Raw genomic sequence first — 23765 nt, 5'->3', positions numbered from 1 at the left:
CAGCCTCCATCCACTCCTGAATGCACCGACGCCACCACGCCATTCCCCTGCTGCAGGCCGCGCGCGAAGCCCCAACCCTGGCGCGCCTGACCGAGTTGGCGCGCGACTCGGGCGAGCGCCTGCGGCAGATCGAGCCGCTGCTGCCGCCCGGCCTGCGCGCGACGGTGAAGCCGGGCCCGATCGATGGCGAGAACTGGTGCCTGCTGGTGGACAGCAGCTCCGCCGCCGCCAAGCTGCGGCAGTTGCTGCCGGCCCTCATGGCCCACCTGCGCAGCAAGGGCTGGGCCGTGCAGACGATTCGGCTCAAGGTGCAGGGCCGGCGCGCCTGACAAACAACAAAGCCCGGACGCATGCATGCGTCCGGGCCCGGGTATGGTGCCGATTATCGGATTCGAACTGATGACCTACCGCTTACAAGGCGGTTGCTCTACCAACTGAGCTAAATCGGCGGAACCGGCATTCTAGCGAAGGGCCTGGGAGTGCCCGGGCTACTTCACGCGCTTGAGCGAGGGGCGCGGGCCGCCGCTCGGGGGTGGACGCGGCGGCTCGTCCTTGGGGCCGCCGCCTTCGGGCGCGGCAGCGGGCTCCTGCGGCTCATCGACCGCCACGAGCTGCACCACCCGCTGCTCGCTCTCCGCGGCAGGCACGGCGTCCTCGGACCGCGTGGAGGGCGCCGGCGGCGCCACATCGGTCGGCTCGAGATCGGTCGTCATGGGGAAGGCCATGCCCTGGCCGTTCTCCCGCGCATAGATCGCCATGACGCGGCTCACCGGCACCATGATCTCGCGCGAGGTGCCGGCGAAGCGGGCCTTGAACTCGATGAAATCATTGCCCAGCTGCAATCCGCTGGTGGCGTCGTAGCTGATGTTGAGCACGATCTCGCCGTTCTTCACGTACTCGCGCGGGACCTGGACCGCCTCGTCCACGCGCACGGCGACATAGGGCGTCAGCCCGTTGTCGGTGCACCACTCGTAGAGCGCGCGGATCAGGTAGGGCCGGGTCGAAGTCGATTCCAGGGCGTTCATTGCAAAGCCCTCCTACTTGCGCATCACCTTCTCGGACGGCGTCAGCGCCTCGATGTAGGCAGGGCGCGAGAAGATGCGCTCGGCATACTTCAGCAGCGGAGCGGCGTTCTTGCTGAGGTCGATCCCGTAGTAGTCCAGGCGCCAGAGCAGCGGCGCAATGGCGACGTCGAGCATCGAGAAGTTTTCCCCCAGCATGTACTTGTTCTTGAGGAACACCGGCGCGAGTTGCGTCAGGCGGTCGCGGATGTGCGCGCGCGCCTTCTCCAGCGCCTTCTCGTTGCCCTTGGTGGCGCGCGATTCGAGCACGTTGACGTGCACGAACAGCTCCTTCTCGAAATTGAGCAGGAACAGGCGCACGCGGGCGCGGTCGACCGGGTCGCCGGGCATCAGCTGAGGATGCGGGAAGCGCTCGTCGATGTACTCGTTGATGATGTTCGACTCGTACAGGATCAGGTCGCGCTCGACCAGGATCGGCACCTGGCCGTAGGGGTTCATCACGCTGATGTCTTCGGGCTTGTTGTAGAGGTCCACGTCGCGGATCTCGAAGTCCATCCCTTTTTCGAACAGCACGAAGCGGCAGCGGTGGGAGAAGGGGCAGGTGGTTCCCGAGTAAAGCACCATCATGGTGGAAGGCTCCTAGAAATCGAAGGAGTGGGCACGTCCTGCGCTCCCACTCCAGAAAATGCCAACGCGCGGGGCAAGCCCGCGCGCGGCCGTGCGTCTTGCGATGCGGCGCCTACCGGACGTCCTTCCAGTAGGCGGCGTTCAAGCGCCACGCGATGAAGGTGAAGACCGCCAGGAACAGCAGCACCCAGACGCCCACCCGCACGCGGGTGTTCTGCGCCGGCTCGCCCATCCACTGCAGGTAATTCACCAGATCACCAACCGACTGGTCGAACTGCAGCGGCGACAGGGTACCGGGCGCGACCTGCTCCCAGCCGGTGAACACCTGCGTGGCATGGCCATGCTCCTCGCGCTGCGCATAGACCGGGCGACGCTCGCCCTGCAGTTGCCACAGCGGGTTGGGCATGCCGACATTGGGGAACGCCAGGTTGTTCCAGCCGGTGGGGCGCGTGTCGTCGCGGTAGAAGGTGCGCAGGAAGGTGTAGAGATAGTCGGGGCCGGAGCCGCCCATGCCGGCGCGGGAGCGCGCAATCAGGGTGAGGTCGGGCGGGGTGCCGCCGAACCACTCCTTGGCCTGCTTCGGATCCATCGCGGCCTTCATGGTTTCGCCCACCTTGTCGGTGGTGAACAGCAGGTTGTCCTTGATCTGCTTCTCGGTCAGGCCGATGTCCTGCAGCCGGTTGTAGCGCATGAAAGCCGCGGAGTGGCAGCCCAGGCAGTAGTTGACGAAGATCTTGGCGCCGTGCTGCAGCGACTGCAGGTCGTTGGTCTTGTTCGGCGCCCGGTCCAGGGCGATGCCGCCCTCGGATGCATGCGCGCCGGCAGCCATACCCGCAGCGGCGACCAGCACGAGCAGGAATTTCTTTGCGTATCCCGTGATATTCATCGTAGTTCTCTCGTGGCTCGGGCTCAGTGCGCAGCGTAGGTGACGCGATCGGGCACCGGCTTGGGCTCACCCATGCGGCTCCACCAGGGCATCAGCAGGAAGAAGCCGAAATAGAACAGCGTACCGACCTGCGAGACGCGCTCGCCCAGCGGCGAGGGCGGCTGCACGCCCAGATAGGCCAGGATCACGAAGTTGACGACGAAGATGCCGTACAGGTACTTGTGCCAGCCCGGACGGTAGCGGATCGACTTGACCGGGCTGTGGTCCAGCCACGGCAGGAAGAACAGGATGATCACGGAGCCGCCCATGACGACCACGCCCCAGAACTTCGCGTCGATGGACAGCATCATCGCCAGCACGCCCACTGCGAGCAGCGCGATCAGGCCCTTGACGAAGCCACCCATCCGGCTCTTGACGATGGCGAAGATGGCCGCGCCCAGCACGCAGGCGATCAGCGCATACATCATCTCGCTGGTGATGGCGCGCAGCATCGAATAGAAGGGCGTGAAGTACCAGACCGGCGCGATGTGGTTGGGGGTTTTCAGCGAGTCGGCCGGGATGAAGTTGTTGTACTCCAGGAAGTAGCCGCCGGCCTCGGGCGCGAAGAAGATGACGGCGGTGAATACCATCAGGAACACCGAGACGCCGAAGATGTCGTGCACCGTGTAGTACGGATGGAAGGGGATGCCGTCCAGCGGAATGCCCTGCGCGTCCTTGTGCTTCTTGATCTCGACGCCGTCGGGGTTGTTGGAGCCGACTTCGTGCAGCGCAATGATGTGCGCCACGACCAGGCCCAGCAGCACCAGCGGCACGGCGATCACGTGGAAGCTGAAGAAGCGGTTGAGCGTGGCGTCCGACACCACGTAGTCGCCGCGGATCAGCAGCGCCAGATCGGGGCCGACGAAGGGAATGGCGGAGAACAGGTTGACGATCACCTGGGCGCCCCAGTAGGACATCTGGCCCCAGGGCAGCAGGTAGCCCATGAAGGCCTCGGCCATCAGGCACAGGAAGATCGCGCAGCCGAAGACCCACACCAGCTCGCGCGGCTTGCGGTAGGAGCCGTAGAGCAGGCCGCGGAACATGTGCAGGTAGACCACGATGAAGAAGGCCGAGGCCCCCGTGGAGTGCATGTAGCGGATCAGCCAGCCCCAGGGCACGTCGCGCATGATGTACTCGACCGAGGCGAAGGCCTGCGCCGCATCGGGCTTGTAGTGCATCACCAGGAAGATGCCGGTGACGATCTGCAGGACCAGCACCAGCAGCGCGAGCGAGCCGAACACGTACCAGAAGTTGAAGTTCTTCGGCGCGTAGTACTCGCTCATGTGCTCCTTGTAGAGCTTGGAGGCCGGGAACCGGTTGTCGACCCAGTTCAGCAGCTTCGCGCCCAGGGGAGCGTTCGGGGATATTTCCTTGAAATCAGCCATGTCCGTCGTCTCCTCAGGCCTGCTTCTTGTCGTCGCCTATCAGCAGGCGCGTGTCGGACAGGTACATGTGCGGCGGCACCGGCAGGTTGTCCGGCGCGGGCTTGTTCTTGAACACCCGGCCCGCCAGGTCGAAGGTGGAGCCGTGGCAGGGGCAGAGCCAGCCGCCCGGCCAGTCGTTCGGCAGCGACGGCTGCGGACCGGCCTGGAACTTGTCGGTGGGCGAGCAGCCCAGGTGGGTGCAGATGCCGATGACCACCAGGATTTCCGGCTTGATCGAGCGGTGCTCGTTGCGGGCGTACGGGGGCGTGAATTCTTCCGGATGGCGCAGCGATTGCGGATCGGCCAGCTCGGCATCGTGCTTGGACAGGTCGGCCACCTCTTCGGGCGTGCGCTTGACGATCCAGACCGGCTTGCCGCGCCATTCCACGGTGATCTTCTCGCCTACTTTCAGGCCCGCGATGTCGACCTCCACCGCCGCACCGGCGGCCTTGGCCTTCTCGGACGGCTCGAAGGTGCTGACGAACGGGATGGCGGTGGCCACACCTCCCACAGCTCCGGCACAGGTCGATGCAATCAGCCACGTCCGCTTGGCGCTGTCGACCCGGCGCGGGCCGTCGACTAGAGATTCACTCATGGAAATCCTTGATGCTCATCGCTTGATTGGGGTCAACCGGGGATTGTAGCGGAGCGTTTCTTGCGCTTTCAACGCCTGCGCGCAAGGCGCGCCGCCGGGTCGCCACGCGGCCCGCGGGCTGCGATACTCGCTGCCATTCAACCAACTCCGGAGGTCAGCGCCATGGGCATATTGCAGGAATTCAAGAGCTTTGCCATGAGAGGCAACGTCATCGATCTCGCGGTGGGCGTGATCATCGGCGGGGCGTTCGGCAAGATCGTCGACTCGATGGTCAGCGACGTCATCATGCCGGTCGCCGGTCTGGTGTTCGGCAAGCTCGACTTTTCCAGCATGTTCTTTGTGCTGGGTCATATTCCTGACGGTGTGCCGCGCGCCTTGGCCGACCTGAAGAAGGCCGGCGTCCCGGTACTGGCCTACGGCAACTTCATCACCGTGGCGGTCAATTTCCTGATCCTTGCCTTCGTGATCTTCGTCATGATCAAGCAGATCAACCGCCTGACGCGCAAGGCGGCGGAAACCCCGCCGCCGCCGGCCGAGACGCCGGAAGATGTGGTGCTGCTGCGCGAGATCCGCGACAGCCTGCGCCGTCCGCTATAATTTTAATAGCATAAAGCCCAGGAAGTACCTGGGCTACAGGCACTTTTCGCTCATATTGGCGGCCAGCGCGCGCGCCATGCGGATGGCCGCGAGCAGGCTGGCCGGGTCGGCCCGGCCGGTGCCGGCGATGTCGAAGGCGGTGCCGTGGTCGGGGCTGGTGCGCACCAGCGGCAGGCCCAGGGTCACGTTCACGCCCTGCTCCACGCCCAGATATTTGACCGGGATCAAACCCTGGTCGTGGTACATGGCTACGACCGCATCGAATTCACCGGCGCGCGCGCGCATGAAGACCGTGTCCGGCGCATAGGGGCCGCGCGCGTCCACGCCCTCGGCCCGTGCGGCGGCGATGGCCGGCGCGATGTGCAGCGACTCCTCATGGCCGAACAGGCCGCCCTCCCCCGCATGCGGATTCAGGCCCGCGACCGCCAGCCGAGGCGCGCGGCCGAGCAGGCGCGCCAGCGCGGCATGGGCGATGCGCAGCGTCTGCAGCACGTTCTGCTCGGTGACGGCGGCGATGGCATCGCGCAGCGACAGGTGGATGCTGACCAGGACCGTGCGCAGCTCGTGGTTGGCCAGCATCATGCGCACCGGCACCTCGGCCACGCCGCGGCCCAGGTGCAGCGCCGCCTCGGCCTGCAGCAGCTCGGTGTGGCCGGGGAAGGGCTCGCCCGCCGCGTGCAGGGCTTCCTTGTGCAGCGGCGCCGTGGCCAGGGCGGCGATCTCGCCGCGCAGCGCGGCCCGCGCGGCCCAGCGCACGCTGGCCGCCGCCTGCCGCCCGGCCTCGGCCGAGACCTGGCCAAAGGCCACCTCGCCCTGCGCCTGCACCACCGGCAGCACCGGAATGCAGCGCGGCGGCGCCTGCCAGGCTTCGCCCGCATCCGCGAGCACGGCCACCGGCAGCGCCGGCCCGGCGCCGCTGACCAGCGCCGCCGCCCGGCGCAGCACCGCCAGGTCACCCACGACGAAGCAGCCATGCAGCGCCTGCGGGCTGTCGCGGTAGAGCATGGCGATGGTCTCCGGCCCGATGCCCGCCGGGTCTCCGGCGGTGATGGCGAGCGGCTTCATGCGGGGTTGTCGATGTCGATGAAGCTGTGGCGCAGTCCCAGCTCCTGGGCCACGTGCGCGGCCACGGCCGGCGCGCCGTAGCGCTCGCTGGCGTGGTGGCCGCAGGCGATGAAGGCCACGCCCAGTTCGCGCGCATAGTGCGCCTGCGGCTCGGAAATCTCACCGGTGATGAAGGCGTCGGCGCCGGCCGCGATGGCGGCCTCGAAATAGCCCTGGGCACCGCCGGTGCACCAGGCCACGCGCCGGATCGGGCCTCGCCCCGGGTCGACCAGCAGCACCGGCCGCTCGACGGTGCGCTCGACATGGCGCGCCAGCGCCTCGGCGTCCGCGAAGTCCGCCGCGCCGACGCAGCCGAGCGCCTGCTCGCCGAACCAGGCATCGGCCACCAGGCCGAGCCGTGCGCCCAATTGGGCGTTGTTGCCGAGCGTGGGGTGCGCATCCAGCGGCAGGTGGTAGGCAAACAGGCTGATGTCGTGCGCCAGCAGCAGCGCCAGCCGCTGTTTGAGCCAGCCGGTGACGCGCCCGTCATGGCCGCGCCAGAACAGGCCGTGGTGCACGAACAGGGCGTCGGCGCCGGCCGCCACCGCGGCCTCGATCAGCGCCCGGCTGGCGGTCACGCCCGAGACGAGGTGGCGGATGCCGTCGCGCCCCTCCACCTGCAGCCCGTTCGGGCCATAGTCCTTGAAACGCTCGGGCGCCAGCAGTTCGTCGAAGCGGCGCAGCAGCGCGCCGCGCCCGACCAGGCCGGCAGGGGTGCGGGAAGTGTCCATGCCGCCATTTTCCGCCAGGCCCGCGCCCCAGGCCGCCATCGGCGAGAATCAGGGCCCGCCTCTGACACCCAACGCTTGCGACCTCCGGCCCTTCATGAAACGCTTCTGGCTGCTGTTTTCCCAGACCGTCACCGTCCTGCTGGCGGCGTACTTCGTCATCGCCGTGCTCAAGCCCGACTGGCTCGGCCGGCCCTCTTTCCGCGGCGGCGTGGTGTCGCTGCTGGAGGCCCCCGCCACGCCGCCGGCGCCGCCGGAGCCCGGCAGCCTGGCGGCGGCCGCCAAGAAGGCGGCGCCCGCGGTGGTGAGCATCAGCACCAGCACGGCGCCGCGCAACCCGCGCAGCAATGACCCGTGGTTCCAGTTCTTCTTCGGCGACCAGATCAACCGCCCGCAGACTGGCCTGGGCAGCGGCGTGATCGTCAGCCCCGACGGCTACATCCTCACCAACAACCATGTGGTCGAAGGCGCCGACGAGATCGAGGTCATGCTCAACGACGGCCGCAACGCCAGCGCCAAGGTGATCGGCACCGATCCGGACACCGACCTGGCCGTGCTCAGGATCGCGCTGGACCGGCTGCCGGTGATCGTGCTGGGCAACTCCGACCAGTTGCAGGTGGGCGACAAGGTGCTGGCCATCGGCAACCCCTTCGGCGTCGGGCAGACCGTCACCAGCGGCATCGTCAGCGCGCTGGGGCGCAACCAGCTGGGCATCAACACCTTCGAGAACTTCATCCAGACCGACGCGGCGATCAACCCCGGCAATTCGGGCGGCGCACTGACGGACGTCCACGGCAACCTGCTGGGCATCAACACCGCGATCTACTCGCGCTCGGGCGGCAGCATGGGCATTGGCTTTGCCATTCCCGTCTCCACCGCCCGGCAGGTGCTCGAAGGCATCGTCACCGAAGGCCAGGTGCGGCGCGGCTGGATCGGCGTGGAGCCGAACGAACTCTCGCCCGAACTGGCGGAGACCTTCGGCGTGAAGGCCGCGCAGGGCGTGATCATCACCGGCGTGCTGCAGGCCGGCCCGGCCGCGCACGCCGGCATCCGGCCGGGCGACGTGATCGTGCAGGTCGGCGACAAGGCCGTGGGCAGCGTCGCCGAGATGATGACGGCGGTCGCCGCGCTCAAGCCCGGCACCAGCACGCCCTTCACGCTGCTGCGCGGCGACGGCCGGCTCACGCTGGAGGTGACGCCCGGCACGCGGCCCCGCCGGGTCACTCCGCGCAACTAGGCGATCCGGGCGCACAGAAACCGGTTGCGGCAGCGCAGCGCCGCCGGTCGCATCCGGGGCTTCCCTGCTGGAGAGGCGCACCCCGACGTATAGAATTTGCGCCCACTAGTAACAGATTTCCAAAGGATTCTTCGATGCGTCACCTCTCATTCAAGAGCCCCTTGCTGGCCCTGCTCACGGCTGCGGGCCTGGCCACGGCCGCCCAGGCCGCCGACATCAAGATCGGCGTTGCGGAGGCCCTGTCGGGCGGAGCCGCGCAGTACGGCGTCGCCATCCGTAACGGCTTCCAGCTGGCCGCGGAAGAGATCAACGCCGCCGGCGGCATCAACGGCGACAAGCTGGTGCTGGTGGTGGAAGACGAGCAGGGCAAGAAGGAAGAGGCGATCAACGTCTTCAAGAAGCTGATCTTCCAGGACCAGGTGCTGATGGTCTTCGGCCCGACGCTGTCCAACTCCGCCCAGGCCGCACACCCGATCGCCCAGGCCGCCAAGACGGTGGCCTTCGGCACCTCCAACACCGCGGACGGCATCACCTCGATCGGCGACTACGTGTTCCGCAACTCGGTCACCGAGGCCGACGTGCTGCCCGAGACCATCAAGATGGCGGTCAAGAAGGCCGGGGTGAAGAAGGTCGCGGTGCTCTACGGCAACGACGACGTGTTCACCAAGAGCGGCTATGACAACTTCAAGAAGGCGCTGGACGACCTGAAGATCCCGGTCACCACGACCGAGACCTTCGCCAAGGGCGACGTGGACTTCAAGGCGCAACTGACCAAGATCAAGGCCACCAACCCCGACGCGATCGTGCTGTCGGCCCTGCTCGCCGAAGGCGCGCCGATCATGGTGCAGGCGCGCCAGATCGGGTTGAACGTGCCGGTGATCGGCGGCAACGGCATGAATTCCACCAAGATCTTCGACCTGGCCAAGGACAAGTCCGACGGCCTGTACGTGGGCAGCCCCTGGTCCTCCAGCAACGACACGCCGGAGAACGTCAAGTTCGTGAAGGCCTACACCGCCAAGTTCAACGGCGCGCCGGACCAGTTCGCCGCGCAGTCCTACGACGCGCTCCACATCGCCGCGCAGGCCATGAAGCAGGTGAAGTTCTCGGGCAAGCTGCCGGCCGACCGCATGGCGCTGCGCGATGCGCTGCCCCAGGTGAAGTGGACCGGCGCCACCGGCGCCTTCGAATTCCGCCGCGCCACGGACAAGGCCGGCAAGCCGGCCGGCTACGACGCCCAGCAGACGCCCATCGTCAGCGTGACCAAGGGCGGTCAGTTCGTGATCGAGAAGTAAGCGCAGGCCGTTCCTTCCCTGCAGACGGCGCGGAACCCCGCGCCGTCTTTTGCTTTTTGCAACGCGCACCACGCGCACCAGCCGGAAACCCCGATCGTGCTTGAACAGCAACTCTTCAACGCCTTGTCGCTCGGGTGCGTCTACGCACTCTTCGCGCTCGGCTTCACCCTCATCTTCGGTGTTCTGGGCGTCATCAACCTGTCGCACGGCGCGGTCTTCATGGTCGGCGCCTATGCGGCCGTGGAAGCCATGACGCTGCTGCACCTGCCGCTGTGGGCCGCCCTGCTCTTTTCCTTCGTCTTCTGCGGGCTGCTGGGGCTGCTGATCGACGTGCTGGTGCTCAGGCCGCTGCGCGCGCGCAACGCGCCGCACCTGATCCCGATGATCGCCACTATCGGCGTGGCCATCATCCTGAACAACGGCGTGCAGGGCATCTTCGGCGCGCAGAACGTGCGCTTCCCGGCCAGCGCGGTGTCGGACGAGGCGATCACGGTGGCCGGGCTGCACCTGACCTCGGTCGAGCTGGGCATCATCCTGCTGTCCTTCGCGATGATGGCGGTGCTGATGGTCGCGCTGAAGAAGACGCAGCTCGGCCGCGCCCTGCGCGCCATTGCCGAATCGCCCAAGGCCGCCTACCTGCTGGGCATCAACGTCGAAGGGCTGTTCTACCTCACCTCCTTCGCCGCCGCTGGCCTGGGCGGCGTGGCCGGCGTGCTGATCGGGCTGTACTCCAACGCCGTGTTCCCGCTGATGGGCCAGCCGATCCTGCACAAGGGCATCGCGGTCATCATCCTGGGCGGCATGGGCGACATCCGCGGCGCCATGCTGGGCGGCCTGTTCCTGGGCTTTGCCGAGGTGCTGTCGGTGGCCTACATCGGCTCGACCATGCGCGACGCCGTGGCCTTCGGCCTGCTGTTCCTGGTGCTGCTGGTGCGCCCCAAGGGCCTGTTCGGCACCTTGCAGGAACGCAAGGTCTAGGAGCGGCACGGATCATGGAATGGTTTGACAACTTCTGGGCGGTCTACAGCAACCTGGTGCTCACGCTGGGCACCAATGCGCTGCTGGCGCTCTCGATCTACCTGACGCTCTCGTGCGGCATGCTGGCCATGGCCAATGCCGCGTTCATGGGCATCGGCGCCTATACCTCGGCACTGGTCACGATGAACCTGGGCCTGCCCTATCCGGCGGCGCTGGCCGCCGGCATGGCCGCGCCCGCGCTCATGGCCTTCATCATCGGCAAGCCCACGCTGCGGCTGTCGGGCGTGTACCTGGCGATGGCCACGCTGGCCTTTGGCGAGGTGGTGCGCATCGTGGTGCTCAACGCCGAGTCGCTGACCGGCGGCGCGCTGGGCCTCAACGGCATTCCGCAGTCCACCCAGTGGTGGCACGTGGCGCTGGCGCTGCTGCTGACCGTGCTGGTGCTGTGGCGCCTGCGCATCTCGCGCGTGGGCCGCGCCTTCGAGGCCATCAAGGAGGACGAGACCGCCGCCGGCCTGATGGGCATCGACGTCGGCGCGCACAAGATGCTGGCCTTCGTGCTGGGCGCGATGATCGCCGGCCTGGCCGGCACGCTCAACGCGCACCTGACCTTCTTCATCGGCCCGAACGAGTACGGCTTCGACCGCGGCGTGGACATTCTCACCATGGCCATCCTGGGCGGCATCAACAGCCTGTTCGGCCCGATCCTCGGCGGCATCATGCTGACCGTGCTGCCCGAGCTGCTGCGCGGCTTCAAGGACTTCCGCCTGGTGGTCAACGGCTTCATCCTGGTGCTGATCGTGCTGTTCCTGCCCAAGGGGATCTGGGACCCGGCGCGCATGCGGCAGTGGTTCTCGCGCGCCCCGCGCAAGGGGGCCGCAGCATGAGCGCACGCGCTTCCCATTCGCTGGAACTGCAGTCGGTGTCGCGCCACTTCGGGGGCCTGAAGGTGCTGCAGGACGTGAACCTGTCCATCCCGCAGGGCGGCATCTTCGGCCTGATCGGGCCCAACGGCGCGGGCAAGACCACGGTCTTCAACCTGATCACCGGCCTCTTGCCGCCCACCAGCGGCAGCATCCGCTTCAACGGCCAGGATCTGGCCGGACTCAGGCCGCACCAGATCACGCGGCTGGGCCTGGGGCGCACCTTCCAGAACATCCGCCTGTTCAAGGAGATGAGCCTGCTGGAGAACGTGATGGTGGGCATGCACGCCCACCTGGGCTACGGCGCGTTCGGCCTGCTGGCGGGCTCCGGCCTGTTCCGCAGCGAAGAGCGGCGCGCCCGCGAGCGCGCGCGCGAGCTGCTGTCCTGGGTGCGGCTGGAGCACAAGGCGCACGAGACGGCCGACAACCTCTCCTACGGCGAGCAGCGCAAGCTGGAGCTGGCGCGGGCGCTGGCCACGGAGCCCAGGCTGCTGCTGCTCGACGAGCCGGTCGCCGGCATGAACAGCAGCGAGAAGACCGAGCTGATGCACGAGATCCGCAACATCCACGCGCGCGGCTACACCATTTTCATGATCGAGCACGACATGCGATTCGTCATGGGCCTGTGCCAGGAGATTGCCGTGCTGAATTTCGGGCGCATCATCGCGCAAGGCGGGCCGGAGGCGATCCGCACCAACCCGCAGGTGATCGAGGCCTACCTGGGCCGCGAGGACGACGAGCCCACGAGCGCCGCCGCGCAGGGAGAACCGGCATGAGCGAGGCCCTGCTGAAGGTCGAGGGCCTGAAGGTCTCCTACGGCCACATCGAAGCCGTCAAGGGCATCGACTTCGAGCTGCGCGAAGGCGAGATCACCACGCTCGTGGGCGCCAACGGCGCGGGCAAGTCGACCACGCTGCTGGCGCTGTCGGGCCTGGTGAAGAAGGCCGCCGGCCGCGTGCGCTTCGATGGCCGCGACCTGAGCGGCATGGCGCCGCACCGCATCGTGCAGAGCGGCGTGGTGCAGGTGGCCGAAGGCCGCGCCACGCTGACCACCCTCACCGTGCGCGAGAACCTGGAGCTGGGCGCCTACACCCGCGGCGAGGGCAGCGCCCAGCGCCTGCGCGACCTGGACTACGTCTACGGCCTGTTCCCGCGCCTGGCCGAGCGCGCCGACGGCCTGGCCGGCAACCTGTCGGGCGGCGAGCAGCAGATGCTGGCCATCGGCCGGGCCCTGATGGCCAAGCCGCGCGTGCTGCTGCTGGACGAACCCTCGATGGGCCTGGCGCCGATCATCGTGCAGGACATCTTCCGCACCCTGCGCACCATCAACCAGGCCGGCCTGACCATCTTCCTGGTCGAGCAGAACGTGCGCCAGGCGCTGAAGATCGCCGACCGCGGCTACGTGCTCGAAACCGGCAGCATCGTGCTGGCCGACTCGGGCCAGGCGCTGCTGGGCAATCCGCGGGTGCAGGAAGCCTACCTGGGCAGTTGAACGGCAGACCCCGTCCTGGACGGGGTTTGTTGCTTCCGGGCCGAAAACCCCAAAAAAAGCGGAAAAATCGGCTGTAGCCCAGGCAGCACCTGGGCCTATAGCTACACTTTTTATAGCATGCGACTCAGGGCTTGGCCGCGTCGCTGGCCGCCTCGGCGTCTTCGTCCCCGGGCGCCTTGGTGTGCTTGATGAAGATGCGCGCGCCCCAGATGCCGACCTCATACAGGATGCACATGGGAATGGCCAGCGACAGCTGCGACACCACGTCCGGCGGCGTGACGATGGCCGCCACGATGAAGGCGCCGACCACGAAATAGCCGCGGAAGGCCTTGAGCTTGTCGATGCTCACGATGCCCAGGCGCGCCAGCACGATCACCACGATCGGCACCTCGAAGGCAATGCCGAAGGCCAGGAACATGGTGAGCACGAAGCTCAGGTACTCCTCGATGTCGGGCGCCGGCGTGATGCTCTTGGGCGCAAAGGCCTGGATGAAGGCGAAGACCTTGCCGAACACGAAGAAATAGCAGAAGGCCACGCCCACGAAGAACAGCACCGTACTGGAGATCACCAGCGGCAGCACCAGCCTCTTCTCGTGCAGGTAGAGGCCGGGCGCGATGAAGGCCCAGACCTGGTAGAGCACCACCGGCAGCGCCAGCAGGAAGGCCGTCATGAAGAGGATCTTCAGCGGCACCATGAAGGGCGAGATGACCGAGGTCGCGATCAGCGTGGCGCCGCGCGGCAGGTGCGCCACCAGCGGCTGGGCCAGCAGGTCGTACAGCTCGCCCGGGCCGGGAAAGAAGAACAGCACCGCCGCAGCCAGGCCGACCGCCATGGCCGACTTGACCAGCCGGTCGCGCAACTCCATGAGGTGCTCGACGAAGGGCTGCTCGGTGCCGGCGAGTTCGTCGTCGCGGGAGGATTCGGACATGGGAGTAGTTCTTGACCCGGGCGTGCCCGAAGCGTGGGGAAAAATCAGCGGACCTTGTGCGGCCGGTAGCGCGCGACGCGCGCCGCGCCCGACAGCGCCCGGGTGCGCACGCCGTTGCGCGCCTTGTACCACTGCGGCACCGCGCCCTGCTTGATGCGCCAGTTCTTGCGGGGATGGCGGTACTCCGGGTAGGCCGGCGTGACCGAGGTCGAAGGCAGGGCCGTGCTGGAGGCGGCATCGTCGTGCGACCAGGACTTCTGGAATTCGCTCGCATGCGTCTGCATGGACTGCTCGACGTCGCGGGCCGCGCCCTCGACCGTGTCCTTCATCTTGCGCAGCTCATCGAGCTCCATCGAGCGGTTGACCTCGGCCTTGACGTCGGCGACGTAGCGCTGGGCCTTGCCGAGCAGCGTGCCCACGGTGCGGGCCACGCGCGGCAGCTTCTCGGGGCCGATGACGATCAGCGCGACGGCGCCGATCAGCGCCATCTTGGAGAGACCGATGTCGATCACGGGTGCGCGGGAGCGTGCAGCGCGCTCAGGAACGCGGCTTGGCTTCGACGTCGATCGTGGCCTTGTCGGCCACCGGCTTGGCGCCGTCGGCGACCTGGGCCGCCGTCGGCGGCGTGTCGGTGGAGCCGTCCTTCATGCCGTCCTTGAAGCCCTTGACCGCGCTGCCCAGATCCGAGCCCATGTTCTTGAGCTTCTTGGTACCGAACACCATGACGACGATCAGGAGCACGATCAGCCAGTGCCAGATGGAAAAAGAGCCCATGGAATATCTCCTAACGAATTGCAATCATTTTAGACGGGGCCTGTGACCGGAGTTCACCGCCCACGGCATGCTGCGGGAATCCCCGGGCGCATACCGTCAATCTGGGTCAGCCTTTGAGCCAAGGGCGCGGGCCGCCCATCACATGGATATGCAGGTGGTGGATTTCCTGCCCGCCTTCAAGCCCCGTGTTTACCACGACCCGAAAGCCACCCTCCGGGTATGGGTTGCAGCCTTGCTCCAGCGCCAGCTTCGGCGCCAGCGCCATCATGCGCCCCAGCACTCCCGCGTGCTCTTCGGTGACCTGGGCCATCGAAGGGATATGCGCCTTGGGGATCATCAGAAAGTGCACTGGAGCCCATGGATGGATGTCGTGAAAGGCCAGGATTTCTTCGTCTTCATAAACCTTCTTCGAAGGAATCTGGCCCGCGATGATCTTGCAGAAAAGGCAGTTCGGATCGTGCATGGAAAAAATGGCGGTACGAAGTTAACAGTTAACCGGGCGCTGCTTGGCCCTCAAAACATTGAAACCGGCGCGCCCAAAACCAATGCCACCGTGGAACTGGCTTTGCCAGGCCACCGGTAGCGTCCTCCCAAAGAGGAAGGCGCAGTAGGCGGCACAGGGGCCTTCATGTATTTTCAGCGATCTTGATGGTCGGCCGCACGCCGACGTCCTTGCGGTGCGCATGCAGCCACTCCTGGCCGGCCGTGCGCCCCAGGGCGAAGAGCTTGCGCACAAAGGCCAGGTCCGCGCGCATCTTGCTGTCGGCACCGAAAGGCGTCAGAACGGCGCCCCCATCGATGCGGTGCATGCGCACGCTCTTGTAGCGCCGCGCATCCAGCTTGCCTTCCGCCAGCAGGCGACGCACGAATTCGATGGCGCGCAGCTCGGCCAGCAGGCTGGCGTTGAACGTGACCTCGTTCATGCGCTCCATGATCTCGGGCCCCGAATGCGGCAGCTCCAGGTGCTCGATGGGGTTGATCTGCACGAGCAACACGTCGGAGGTGCCCGTCTGGTAGATCAACGGGTGCAGCGCGGGGTTGCCCGAGTAGCCTCCGTCCCAGTGGTGCTCGCCATCAATCTCCACGGCCTTGAACAGCAGCGGCAGGCAGGCCGATGCCATCACGGCATCCGCACTGAGCCGGGGCCCCGAGAAAATCTCGCCCCGGCCTGTGCGCACGTTGGTGGCGCACACGAAAACCGTGGGCCCACCCGCGACCGCGTGGGCCGGCGGGATTTGCACAGCAGGTCGAAGTCCGCCTCGCGCTCGAGAAGGCGGCGCAGCGGGTTGATGTCGAGCGGATTGGTCTGGTAGGGCAAGAGCCACTGGCGCATCAGCCCCATCATCGGGTTGGCCACCGACAGTGGAGAGCCCCACATCAGGCTACCCAGCGTGCCCACGCCCTCCCACAATCGGGTGAGCGTCTCGCGCGCCTGCGCGCAGCCGGCCTGGTACGCCTCGACAGGGTCTTTGTGCTCCTGCGCGGCCTTGGCGAACCCGCGGGCCATGGCCACGGCGTTCATGGCGCCTGCGCTGGTGCCGCTGACGCCGTCAAACTGCCATTGGCCGTCTTCAAGCAGTGCATCCAGCACGCCCCAGGTGAGCGCGCCGTGCGAGCCCCCGCCCTGCAGCGCCAAGTTCAGCCGGGGCAGGGAAGAAGCTGTCTGCGCGGCGGGATCAGGTATCCACCGCCTGGCTGTTGTTCATGGACACCATGCCGCGCACGATGCGGTACAGAAACCAGATCGAGATCAGGCCCCAGGCAATCCAGCCGGGCAGGACGAACACCAGCCACAGCGGCGCCGTGACGATGTAGAGCACGCCCGCCCAGATGACGGTGCGGATGCGCCAGGAAAAATGGCTGGCCTGCCAAGTGCCTTCCGCATCGCCTTTCTTCACGAGATCGATCACCAGCGCAATGATCAACAACGCAGCACCCGGCTGCGCGCCGGGAATGACCGCGCCCACGGCCACGATCAGGTGCAGGACGTAGCTGACCCAGCCAATGGCTTTGAGGTCCTCGGCCTTTTGCTGATTGGTTTGCACATCGATGATGTCGCTCATGAAGAACCCTCCTCTGTGGCACGCGCAACCGCCTTGCGCAAGGCTTTTTCCTCGATGCCGCTGGTGCCTTCGCGGCGTTCCAGTTCGGCCAGTACGTCGGCGGGCGTGAGGCCATAGTGCGCCAGCGCCACCATGGAGTGGAACCACAGGTCCGCCACCTCGTAGACGATCTTGGACTTATCGGCGCCGTGGTCCACATCCTTGGCGGCCATCACGACCTCGGTCGCTTCCTCGCCAATCTTCTTGAGAAACGCGTCCGGCCCCTTGTGCAGCAGGCGTGATACGTAGCTCTTGTCGGGGTCGCCACCGTTGGCGGGCTTGCGGCTTTCGATGACGGCGGCCAGGCGCGCGAGGGAATCGTTGGTACTCATGGACTGCTGGTCTATGCTTACTTGTAGATGGATTCGGGGTCTTTCAAGACCGGATCGACGGCCTGCCATCCGCCGTCCTTGAGCACGCTGAAAAAGCAACTGTGGCGGCCCGTGTGACAGGCGATGCCGGGCTCGTGGCCGAGCTGGGTGACCTTGAGCAGCACCACGTCGTTGTCGCAGTCTAGGCGAATCTCATGCACGGTCTGCACGTGGCCGGACTCCTCGCCTTTGAACCACAGCTTCTTGCGCGAGCGGCTGAAGTACACGGCGCGGCCCAGTTCAGCGGTTTTCGCCAGGGCCTCGCGGTTCATCCACGCAAACATCAGCACGTCGCCCGTGCCCTGCTCTTGCACAATCACGGGCACCAGGCCCTGCGCATCCCATTTCACTTCGTTGAGCCAGTTCATGAGAGGGATTGTCGGCTATTTGCCAGTCAGGGCGTCAATCTGGCAGCCTGATTTTTGGCACCTAGCGCTTGTGTATCAGGTGCTAGGTGCTCCCATTTCAATAGCAAACATCACAGCCGCACGGGAATGCCGCGCTCGGCCATGCGGGCCTTGGCCTGGCCCACGGTGTATTCGCCGTAGTGGAAGATGCTGGCGGCCAGCACCGCGTCGGCACCGCCCTGCTGTACGCCATCGGCCAGGTGGTCCAGGTTGCCCACGCCGCCCGAAGCGATCACGGGCACGCTGACGGCATCGCTCACGGCGCGCGTCAGGGCCAGGTCGAAGCCGGACTTGGTGCCGTCGCGGTCCATGCTGGTCAGCAGGATCTCGCCCGCGCCGCGCCGGGCCATCTCGGTGGCCCACTGCACGGCGTCCAGACCGGTGTTCTTGCGGCCGCCGTGGCTGTAGACATCCCAGCCTTCGCCCACCGCCTGGCCGTTGGCACCAATGCGCTGCGCATCTTCGGCAGAGCGGCGCTTGGCATCAATGGCCACGACGATGCACTGCGCACCGTACTTGGCAGACACGGCATCGATCACGTCCGGGTTGGCGATCGCGGCCGAGTTGAAGCTGGTCTTGTCCGCGCCCGCGTTGAGCAGGCGGCGCACGTCTTCCACCGTGCGCACGCCGCCACCCACGGTGAGCGGAATGAACACCTGGCTGGCCACGGCCTCGATGATGTGCAGGATCAGGTCGCGCCCGTCGCTGGTGGCGGTGATGTCCAGAAAGGTCAGTTCATCGGCACCCTGCGCGTTGTAACGGGCTGCGATCTCGACTGGGTCTCCGGCATCGCGCAGTTCGACGAAGTTGACGCCTTTGACCACGCGGCCTCCGGTGACGTCGAGACAGGGGATGATGCGTTTGGCGAGCATGAAAATGGTCCGACGGGATTGAAAAAGGGGAGTTTCGAAGAATGCTGGCTGGCCGACAGACGAACAGCGGGCAGTCAGGTCAAGATTTCTATATCCTGCCAGCCGGTCCAGCGCTCGCCTGGGGCCAGCGTCACAGGCTGCTCGACGACGGCGGCCTCCACGCACAGCATGTGGCGGTAGCCGTCGTCCGGCATATCGGCCAGCCGTTCAGAAAGTGTGGCACCCGGGTTCCACACCACGGTGTTGTGCCAGTTCGCGCTCTGGCTCAAGCGCAGGGCCGGGCCGGCGGTGCCGTCGATGCGCAACGGGCTCGCAGCGGCAGCAAAAACGCTGTCATATTCACCGTCGAAACGCACCGGACCTGTCTGCACGCCCCGCACATCGGCTACCGCGTCCCAGCGGGCGCAGCCCTCCAGGCCGTGCAGATGCGTCTGCGCAATGTCCAGCACCGACAGGTAGGAATGCAGCGCGGCGGTGAAGTCCCAGGCGGTGCTGCCGGTGTTTTGCACCGAAAGCTCCATACGCAGGCCACCCGGGCGCAGGACCACCGCCAGCCGGGCTGCAAAACCATGGGGCCACCAGTGGCGGGTCTGCTCGGAATGATCCAGCGCCAGCACGGCGCGAACCGCAGTCCCGGAGTCGCTCAGGCCTTCATCCATCACCCGCCACGGCAGGTTGCGCGCAAAACCGTGCTTTGCCAGCGGCCCGCGCTGGTTGAACTGCGGAAAACACACGGGAACGCCGCCTCGGATGGCCGTATGGCCGTCGAAAACGCTGCGCGGGCTGAGATAAAGACGTTCAGTTCCATTGGCCGTCACCCAGGAAAGCACCTGCGCACCCTGCAACGCCACAATGGCAGCATCGCCCGGAGGCAGCTGGAGCTGCAGCGCGGGCTGGCCCCGAAAGGAGACGGGGCGCACAGCGGATGCATGCGAGGTCGATAGGGCAGGCATTTGGGGGATTGTAGGAGCCATGAACCAGGCCCCAGCCCTTGCCGCAACCGGCGGTGCAGGCAATAGGTAGCCCCTTCGATAGCGCACCTCCGCAACGAACAAACACATGGCCTTGCAAAAAGCAGGCAGATTTCCGCGCCTGGCACCTGACACCGCGCCATCCTCCAGAGCGATGGGGATATGCTGCACGGGACTGCATTCCAGCATTCGCCGAGGCCACCACCATGCCGACTTCGCCCGCCGCACTCCCTTCGCTACCCCACAGGGGCCTCGATCGACGCACCTGGCTGTGCTTGGCCGCCGGCGGCCTGCTTGCGGGCTGTACCGCACAAAGTCATCGCTTCCAGGGCACCTTCATCCAGCCCTGGAAAAGCCACGAAAGCCTGTCACTCGACGAATGGCGCCGCCGGCTGCGCACCACCCGGGAGCTCGGCTGCGACGAAATCGTGCTGCAGTGGAGCGCGACAGAAGGAGGCGCCTCCTCCTGGCCCTTGCCCGAGAGCCTGATCGCCCTGATCTTCGACGAGGCCGCGGGCGAGGGCATGTCCATTCGCATGGGCCTGCCCTACGACGAACGCTGGTGGACGGTACTGTCCTCCACCGATCCGCAGATGCTCAAGGACTTCTTCGCCAGCACCCAGAAGCGCTGCCTGGACTATGCGAAGACCGCGCCCTGGAGCCGCCGGCCCAGCTTTCGCGGCTGGTACCTGCCCTACGAACTGGACCAGTACAACTGGGCGACGCCCGAACGACGCGCGCTCCTGGTGGCCTGGCTGCAGGCCATCGCCGCAGGCACCAGCCAGCCCCAGCCGCTGGCCGTGTCCACCTTCTACAGCCAGTTGCAGACCACGGGCAAGCTGACCACGCTCTGGTCGGACATCCTCGACAAGGTCACGCTGCGCCCCATGCTGCAGGACGGCGTGGGCGTGGCCGGCATGGGCAACTACGCCGGGCTGGAGCCGCTGCGCGCACTGCTGCGCCAGCGCAAGGTGCCGTTCGACCTCATCGTCGAGCTGTTCGAGCAGTTGCCGGCCCTGGAAGGCACGGGAGGCGCCTTCCGCGCCCGTGCCGCGACGGCCGAACGGGTGCGGGCGCAGTTGGAGGTGGCTCGCACTTACGGCGCCGAGCGCGTCATCGCTTTCGCCATTGATCCGTGGATGTTGGAAGACACCCCGGAGTCGCGCCTGCTGCTGCAGGAGTGGCAAAAACGTCGTTGAATCAATAGATTGACAATTGCTGACGGTTTGCCTGTTGTGCAGCACCAGAAACAACCGAAAATAGTTAGTCACCAAATTCAACAAAAACATGCAAGTGCCTGACCCGCTGAGCAAGGCCGTCCTCGAGCAGGATCTGAAGCACGTTTTCACGACCGCTGCTCAGTATGCCGACGCAGTAGACCGCGAAGGCCGCATCCCTACCGAAGCACTGCAGGCGCTGCGGGCCGAGCGGCTGTTGGGGCTGCTGGTTCCGCGCCGCTTTGGTGGCCCCGAACTCTCCATGCGCGCGGTGGCCAACCTGTGCCGCCGGCTTTCCGAATCCTGCGCCGCCACAGGCTTGATCTTCGCCATGCACCACTCGCAGGCTGCGGTGGCGATCGGCCAGACGGGCGACAGCGCGTGGCACCAGGGCCTCATGGAGCGCATGGTGGGGGAGCAATACCTCATTGCCTCAGCCACTACCGAAGGCACCACGGGCGGGTCCATCCGCACCAGCACCTGTTTTCTCGACCGCCGCAGCGATGGGCTGCATCTGGACAAGGGCGGGGCTGTCATCTCGTATGCCCGAGCAGCCGACGTGTTCCTGGTCTCTGCCCGGCGCGATGGCGAGGCCGCAGCTTCCGACCAGCAACTGGTGGCAGTGATGCGCGATCAGTTGGAGCTCGTCCCCCACGGCCGCTGGAACCCTATCGGCATGCGCGGTGCGTGCACAGACCGGTTCGATCTCATCGCACACTGCAGCCCCGACCAGATCTTCGAAGGGACTTTCGCCAAGGCCATGTCCGACAGCATGCTGCCGACCTCGCATATCTTGCTGGGCTCGGTCTGGCTGGGTGTGGCCGTGGCGGCATTGTCTCGAGCGCGCGGCTTCCTGCGTGCCCGCAACCGCAGCGGCGCGCCGCTCAACCCCATCGCCAATCTCCGGCTGGCCGAAGGCGAGGCCCTGGTGCAGCAGATGCGCGGCATGCTCGCCGCCAACGTGGCGCTGTACGAAGACGGCGTGAGCCAGGCATCCGGCCTGGACCGCATGGTGAGCTACAACGCGCTCAAGGTCGGCGCGTCGGAGCTCGTCGTGCGCATCACCGACATCGCGCTGCGCATCTGCGGCATCCAGGGCTACATGGAGGAAGGCGAGTTCTATCTGAGCCGCCACATCCGCGATGCGCATTCCGCCGCGGTGATGGTCAACGATGACCGCATACTCGGCAACATGTCGTCCGTGGTGCTCGGCGCTCCGCTCGAACGCGACATCTGACAATCGGCGGGACTCCGCGCCGCCTGCCTGCGGGCGGCGCAGGTCCACTTTTCCCATCGACACCTCACTCCTCATCGCCATGACGCAATCCGAAGTCGAAGCCCAGCTGGCCGACATGATCCAGGCCGCCATCTTCAAGAAGGTCGAACCCGACTCCCTGCTGCTCGAATCCGGCCTGCTCGACTCCGTCGCGGCCGTCGATCTGATACTGGCCATCGAGGCCCGTTTCGGCTGCACCGTGCCCATCACCGAGGTCGAGGAACACCTGCACTCGCTGCGCACGCTGTCCACCTACGTCGCGGCGCACAGCTGAGCCCAGCCTTCCCTCCCTCTTTCCTGCGCGATGCCTGCCAAGGCGCGAAAGGAGCACCCATGCATTTCGACTTCGACACCGGCGAGTTCCGGGATCTGTCCATCCGCCCCGATGCGCTGGCCGTGATCGCCCACGACCGCAGCCTCAGCTGGCAGGCGCTGCAGGCCGAGGCCCAGGCCTGGTGCGACGAAGCCCGCGCGCTGGGCCTTGAGGCCGACGCCCCCATCGTGATCCGCGGCCACAAGGAAGCGGCCTTCATGGTGGCGCTCACCGGCGCCCTGATGCTGCGCGCGCCCTTCGTGCCGGTCGATGCGGTCTATCCGCAGGACCGGCTGCAAAGCATCATCGACACGCTGGACGCCCACCTGATGTACGACACGGCCGCCGGCCGCTTCCAGGTGCTGCGCGAGGGCCCGGCCCCCACGCTGGCCGAAAGCGGGCTCGGCTACATCATGTTCACTTCGGGCACCACCGGCAAACCCAAGGGCGTGCAGATCGGCCGCGAGGGCGTGCGGGGCCTGATCGACTGGATGCGGCTCGACTTCGACCTGGGCGAGCTGCCGGTCTTCCTGAACCACACGGTGTTCAGCTTCGACGTGTCGCTCTACGACGTGTTCGGCGCGCTCACGACCGGCGGCACCATCATGATGCTGGACCGCGACTCGGGCGCCTCGGTGCTCAGGGTGGCCGAGCTGATCGCGCAGCACAAAGTCACCACCTGGGTCTCGACGCCTTCCTTCGCGCAACAGCAGCTGCTGAACCCCGGCTTCTCCGGAGCTACCCTGCCCTCGCTGCGCACCTTCCTCTTCTGCGGCGAGCCGCTGCCGGTGCCGCTGGCGCGGCAGCTGCGCAAGCGCTTTCCGGGCGTGCCCATCCTCAACACCTACGGGCCCACGGAAGCCACCGTCGCCACCACGCTGCTGAAGGTGGACGACGCCCTGCTGGCCACCGATGCCGTGATGCCCATCGGCTACGCCAAGCGCGACGCGCAGGTGTATTGCGACGAGGGCGAGCTCTGCATCGTGGGCACGCACGTGATGCGCGGCTACATCAACCGCCCCGATCTGAACGCCACCCGCATGTTCGTGAAGGATGGCCTGCGGGGCTTCCGCACGGGCGATCTGGGCACCGAGGGCGAAGGCGGGCTGCTCTTCTGCCATGGCCGGATCGACGACCAGATCAAGCTAAACGGCTACCGGCTCGAACTGCTGGAAGTGGACGCCGCCCTGGCCACGCTGCCCGGTGCGCGCGCCGGAGCGGCCGTCGCCCTGCGCCGCGCCAACGGCTCGGTGGCGCGCCTCGTCGCCTTCGTGGAAACGGGCGAAGGCAACGAGAGCCTGCCCGAAGAGCTGGCCGACTGGAAGAACCTGCTCGCCGCCCGCCTGCCCCACTACATGCTGCCGACCGAGCTGCTGCCCTGCCCGCGCATGCCGGTGTCGGTCAACTACAAGATCGACCGCGCCAAGCTGGCCGAGCGGTATCTGGCGCTCAACGCCTAGCACTTAGAGCGGCTAACAAAAGCCTGTCATCGCCAAGCGCGGGATGCGCGTTGACGGTGCATGGGAAAGAAAAGAAACAAGGAAGTTAGCGCGGTGTTGTACAAAAAGATCAAGCCGTTGCTGCCAGTCG

The 23765-nt window shown here is 66.6% G+C and carries 28 protein-coding genes, 1 tRNA gene and 1 pseudogene; 12 read left to right on the top strand and 18 right to left on the bottom strand.

Going from position 1 to position 23765, the window contains the following annotated elements; genetic code table 11:
* Window positions 1–20 precede the first annotated feature (20 nt).
* The gene (locus tag JHD63_RS10215; protein ID WP_198970636.1) at window positions 21–329 is read left to right on the top strand and encodes a DciA family protein; all 309 of its coding nucleotides are present in this window, start codon (window positions 21–23) and stop codon (window positions 327–329) included.
* A gap of 44 nt (window positions 330–373) precedes the next feature.
* Here JHD63_RS10215 and JHD63_RS10210 read toward each other — a convergent pair.
* From JHD63_RS10210 to petA, 6 genes are all read right to left on the bottom strand, one after another.
* Window positions 374–449: transfer RNA gene (locus JHD63_RS10210), tRNA-Thr, on the bottom strand.
* Window positions 450–488: 39 nt separating this feature from the next.
* Window positions 489–1025: a ClpXP protease specificity-enhancing factor gene (locus tag JHD63_RS10205; RefSeq protein ID WP_198970635.1), complete on the bottom strand. Its 537-nt coding sequence runs from the start codon at window positions 1023–1025 to the stop codon at window positions 489–491.
* A gap of 12 nt (window positions 1026–1037) precedes the next feature.
* Window positions 1038–1649, bottom strand: coding sequence for a glutathione S-transferase N-terminal domain-containing protein (locus JHD63_RS10200; protein WP_198970634.1), 612 nt, complete (start codon window positions 1647–1649; stop codon window positions 1038–1040).
* 112 nt (window positions 1650–1761) lie between these two features.
* Window positions 1762–2535: a cytochrome c1 gene (locus JHD63_RS10195; protein ID WP_198970633.1), complete on the bottom strand. Its 774-nt coding sequence runs from the start codon at window positions 2533–2535 to the stop codon at window positions 1762–1764.
* Window positions 2536–2558: 23 nt separating this feature from the next.
* Window positions 2559–3959 (bottom strand): cytochrome b, encoded by a 1401-nt coding sequence (locus JHD63_RS10190; RefSeq protein ID WP_198970632.1) that lies wholly within the window; start codon window positions 3957–3959, stop codon window positions 2559–2561.
* Between the two features lie 13 nt (window positions 3960–3972).
* Window positions 3973–4593: a ubiquinol-cytochrome c reductase iron-sulfur subunit gene (petA, locus tag JHD63_RS10185; protein ID WP_198970631.1), complete on the bottom strand. Its 621-nt coding sequence runs from the start codon at window positions 4591–4593 to the stop codon at window positions 3973–3975.
* 162 nt (window positions 4594–4755) lie between these two features.
* Between petA and mscL the strand changes: the two genes are divergently transcribed.
* Window positions 4756–5190: a large conductance mechanosensitive channel protein MscL gene (gene mscL, locus JHD63_RS10180; RefSeq protein ID WP_198970651.1), complete on the top strand. Its 435-nt coding sequence runs from the start codon at window positions 4756–4758 to the stop codon at window positions 5188–5190.
* Between the two features lie 33 nt (window positions 5191–5223).
* Here mscL and pdxA read toward each other — a convergent pair whose 3' ends face one another.
* Window positions 5224–6255, bottom strand: a complete 1032-nt coding sequence (gene pdxA / locus JHD63_RS10175; RefSeq protein ID WP_198970630.1) for a 4-hydroxythreonine-4-phosphate dehydrogenase PdxA — start codon at window positions 6253–6255, stop codon at window positions 5224–5226.
* Entirely contained in the window at window positions 6252–7025 is a 774-nt protein-coding gene (locus tag JHD63_RS10170) for a Nif3-like dinuclear metal center hexameric protein (RefSeq protein ID WP_198970629.1), read from the bottom strand. The genes pdxA and JHD63_RS10170 overlap by 4 nt, the downstream gene beginning before the upstream one ends.
* Before the next feature lie 94 nt (window positions 7026–7119).
* Between JHD63_RS10170 and JHD63_RS10165 the strand changes: the two genes are divergently transcribed.
* The 6 genes from JHD63_RS10165 to JHD63_RS10140 all read left to right on the top strand — a co-directional run bounded on the left by JHD63_RS10165 (window position 7120) and on the right by JHD63_RS10140 (window position 12944).
* Window positions 7120–8259: a S1C family serine protease gene (locus tag JHD63_RS10165; protein ID WP_198970628.1), complete on the top strand. Its 1140-nt coding sequence runs from the start codon at window positions 7120–7122 to the stop codon at window positions 8257–8259.
* Between the two features lie 134 nt (window positions 8260–8393).
* On the top strand, window positions 8394–9551 hold the full coding sequence (locus JHD63_RS10160; protein WP_198970627.1) for an ABC transporter substrate-binding protein: 1158 nt from the start codon (window positions 8394–8396) through the stop codon (window positions 9549–9551).
* Window positions 9552–9647: 96 nt separating this feature from the next.
* Window positions 9648–10529, top strand: coding sequence for a branched-chain amino acid ABC transporter permease (locus JHD63_RS10155; RefSeq protein WP_198970626.1), 882 nt, complete (start codon window positions 9648–9650; stop codon window positions 10527–10529).
* 14 nt (window positions 10530–10543) lie between these two features.
* Window positions 10544–11416: a branched-chain amino acid ABC transporter permease gene (locus JHD63_RS10150; protein ID WP_198970625.1), complete on the top strand. Its 873-nt coding sequence runs from the start codon at window positions 10544–10546 to the stop codon at window positions 11414–11416.
* Entirely contained in the window at window positions 11413–12228 is an 816-nt protein-coding gene (locus JHD63_RS10145) for an ABC transporter ATP-binding protein (RefSeq protein WP_198970624.1), read from the top strand. Before JHD63_RS10150 ends, JHD63_RS10145 begins: the two co-directional genes overlap by 4 nt.
* Window positions 12225–12944 carry an ABC transporter ATP-binding protein gene (locus JHD63_RS10140; RefSeq protein ID WP_198970623.1) on the top strand — a complete coding sequence of 240 codons (720 nt, stop codon included), beginning with the start codon at window positions 12225–12227 and terminating at the stop codon, window positions 12942–12944. Before JHD63_RS10145 ends, JHD63_RS10140 begins: the two co-directional genes overlap by 4 nt.
* Before the next feature lie 124 nt (window positions 12945–13068).
* Here the strand turns inward: JHD63_RS10140 and tatC are convergent, their stop codons facing one another.
* The 10 genes and pseudogenes from tatC to JHD63_RS10090 form a co-directional block, all read right to left on the bottom strand.
* Complete coding sequence (gene tatC, locus JHD63_RS10135; protein ID WP_198970622.1) at window positions 13069–13872, bottom strand: twin-arginine translocase subunit TatC; 804 nt, start codon at window positions 13870–13872, stop codon at window positions 13069–13071.
* Between the two features lie 44 nt (window positions 13873–13916).
* Entirely contained in the window at window positions 13917–14384 is a 468-nt protein-coding gene (tatB, locus tag JHD63_RS10130) for a Sec-independent protein translocase protein TatB (protein WP_198970621.1), read from the bottom strand.
* Between the two features lie 25 nt (window positions 14385–14409).
* Window positions 14410–14646, bottom strand: a complete 237-nt coding sequence (tatA, locus tag JHD63_RS10125) for a Sec-independent protein translocase subunit TatA (RefSeq protein ID WP_198970620.1) — start codon at window positions 14644–14646, stop codon at window positions 14410–14412.
* A gap of 106 nt (window positions 14647–14752) precedes the next feature.
* Entirely contained in the window at window positions 14753–15109 is a 357-nt protein-coding gene (locus JHD63_RS10120; RefSeq protein WP_198970619.1) for a histidine triad nucleotide-binding protein, read from the bottom strand.
* Window positions 15110–15272: 163 nt separating this feature from the next.
* Window positions 15273–16330: pseudogene (locus JHD63_RS10115) on the bottom strand (patatin-like phospholipase family protein).
* On the bottom strand, window positions 16323–16709 hold the full coding sequence (locus tag JHD63_RS10110) for a DUF4870 family protein (RefSeq protein WP_198970618.1): 387 nt from the start codon (window positions 16707–16709) through the stop codon (window positions 16323–16325). The pseudogene JHD63_RS10115 and the gene JHD63_RS10110 overlap by 8 nt, the downstream one beginning before the upstream one ends.
* Window positions 16706–17080, bottom strand: a complete 375-nt coding sequence (locus tag JHD63_RS10105; protein ID WP_198970617.1) for a phosphoribosyl-ATP diphosphatase — start codon at window positions 17078–17080, stop codon at window positions 16706–16708. The genes JHD63_RS10110 and JHD63_RS10105 overlap by 4 nt, the downstream gene beginning before the upstream one ends.
* A gap of 17 nt (window positions 17081–17097) precedes the next feature.
* A complete protein-coding gene (hisI, locus tag JHD63_RS10100; RefSeq protein ID WP_198970650.1) occupies window positions 17098–17496 on the bottom strand; it encodes a phosphoribosyl-AMP cyclohydrolase in 399 nt (132 codons plus the stop codon).
* Between the two features lie 101 nt (window positions 17497–17597).
* Window positions 17598–18398, bottom strand: a complete 801-nt coding sequence (hisF, locus tag JHD63_RS10095; protein WP_198970616.1) for an imidazole glycerol phosphate synthase subunit HisF — start codon at window positions 18396–18398, stop codon at window positions 17598–17600.
* Window positions 18399–18472: 74 nt separating this feature from the next.
* A complete protein-coding gene (locus tag JHD63_RS10090; RefSeq protein WP_198970649.1) occupies window positions 18473–19372 on the bottom strand; it encodes a D-hexose-6-phosphate mutarotase in 900 nt (299 codons plus the stop codon).
* Window positions 19373–19575: 203 nt separating this feature from the next.
* Here JHD63_RS10090 and JHD63_RS10085 point away from each other — a divergent pair, with 203 nt between their 5' ends.
* The 4 genes from JHD63_RS10085 (at window position 19576) to JHD63_RS10070 (ending at window position 23635) form a co-directional block, all read left to right on the top strand.
* Window positions 19576–20568, top strand: a complete 993-nt coding sequence (locus JHD63_RS10085; protein WP_198970615.1) for a DUF4434 domain-containing protein — start codon at window positions 19576–19578, stop codon at window positions 20566–20568.
* Window positions 20569–20656: 88 nt separating this feature from the next.
* Entirely contained in the window at window positions 20657–21823 is a 1167-nt protein-coding gene (locus tag JHD63_RS10080) for an acyl-CoA dehydrogenase family protein (protein WP_198970614.1), read from the top strand.
* Window positions 21824–21902: 79 nt separating this feature from the next.
* A complete protein-coding gene (locus tag JHD63_RS10075) occupies window positions 21903–22136 on the top strand; it encodes an acyl carrier protein (protein WP_198970613.1) in 234 nt (77 codons plus the stop codon).
* Between the two features lie 59 nt (window positions 22137–22195).
* A complete protein-coding gene (locus JHD63_RS10070; protein WP_198970612.1) occupies window positions 22196–23635 on the top strand; it encodes an AMP-binding protein in 1440 nt (479 codons plus the stop codon).
* Window positions 23636–23765: the final 130 nt, after the last annotated feature.

It is taken from the genome of Xylophilus sp. ASV27 (assembly GCF_016428875.1).
GTDB lineage: Bacteria > Pseudomonadota > Gammaproteobacteria > Burkholderiales > Burkholderiaceae_C > Xylophilus.
Note: the sequence above shows the minus strand (reverse complement) of the source record. Positions and strands in the feature narration are given on the sequence as shown.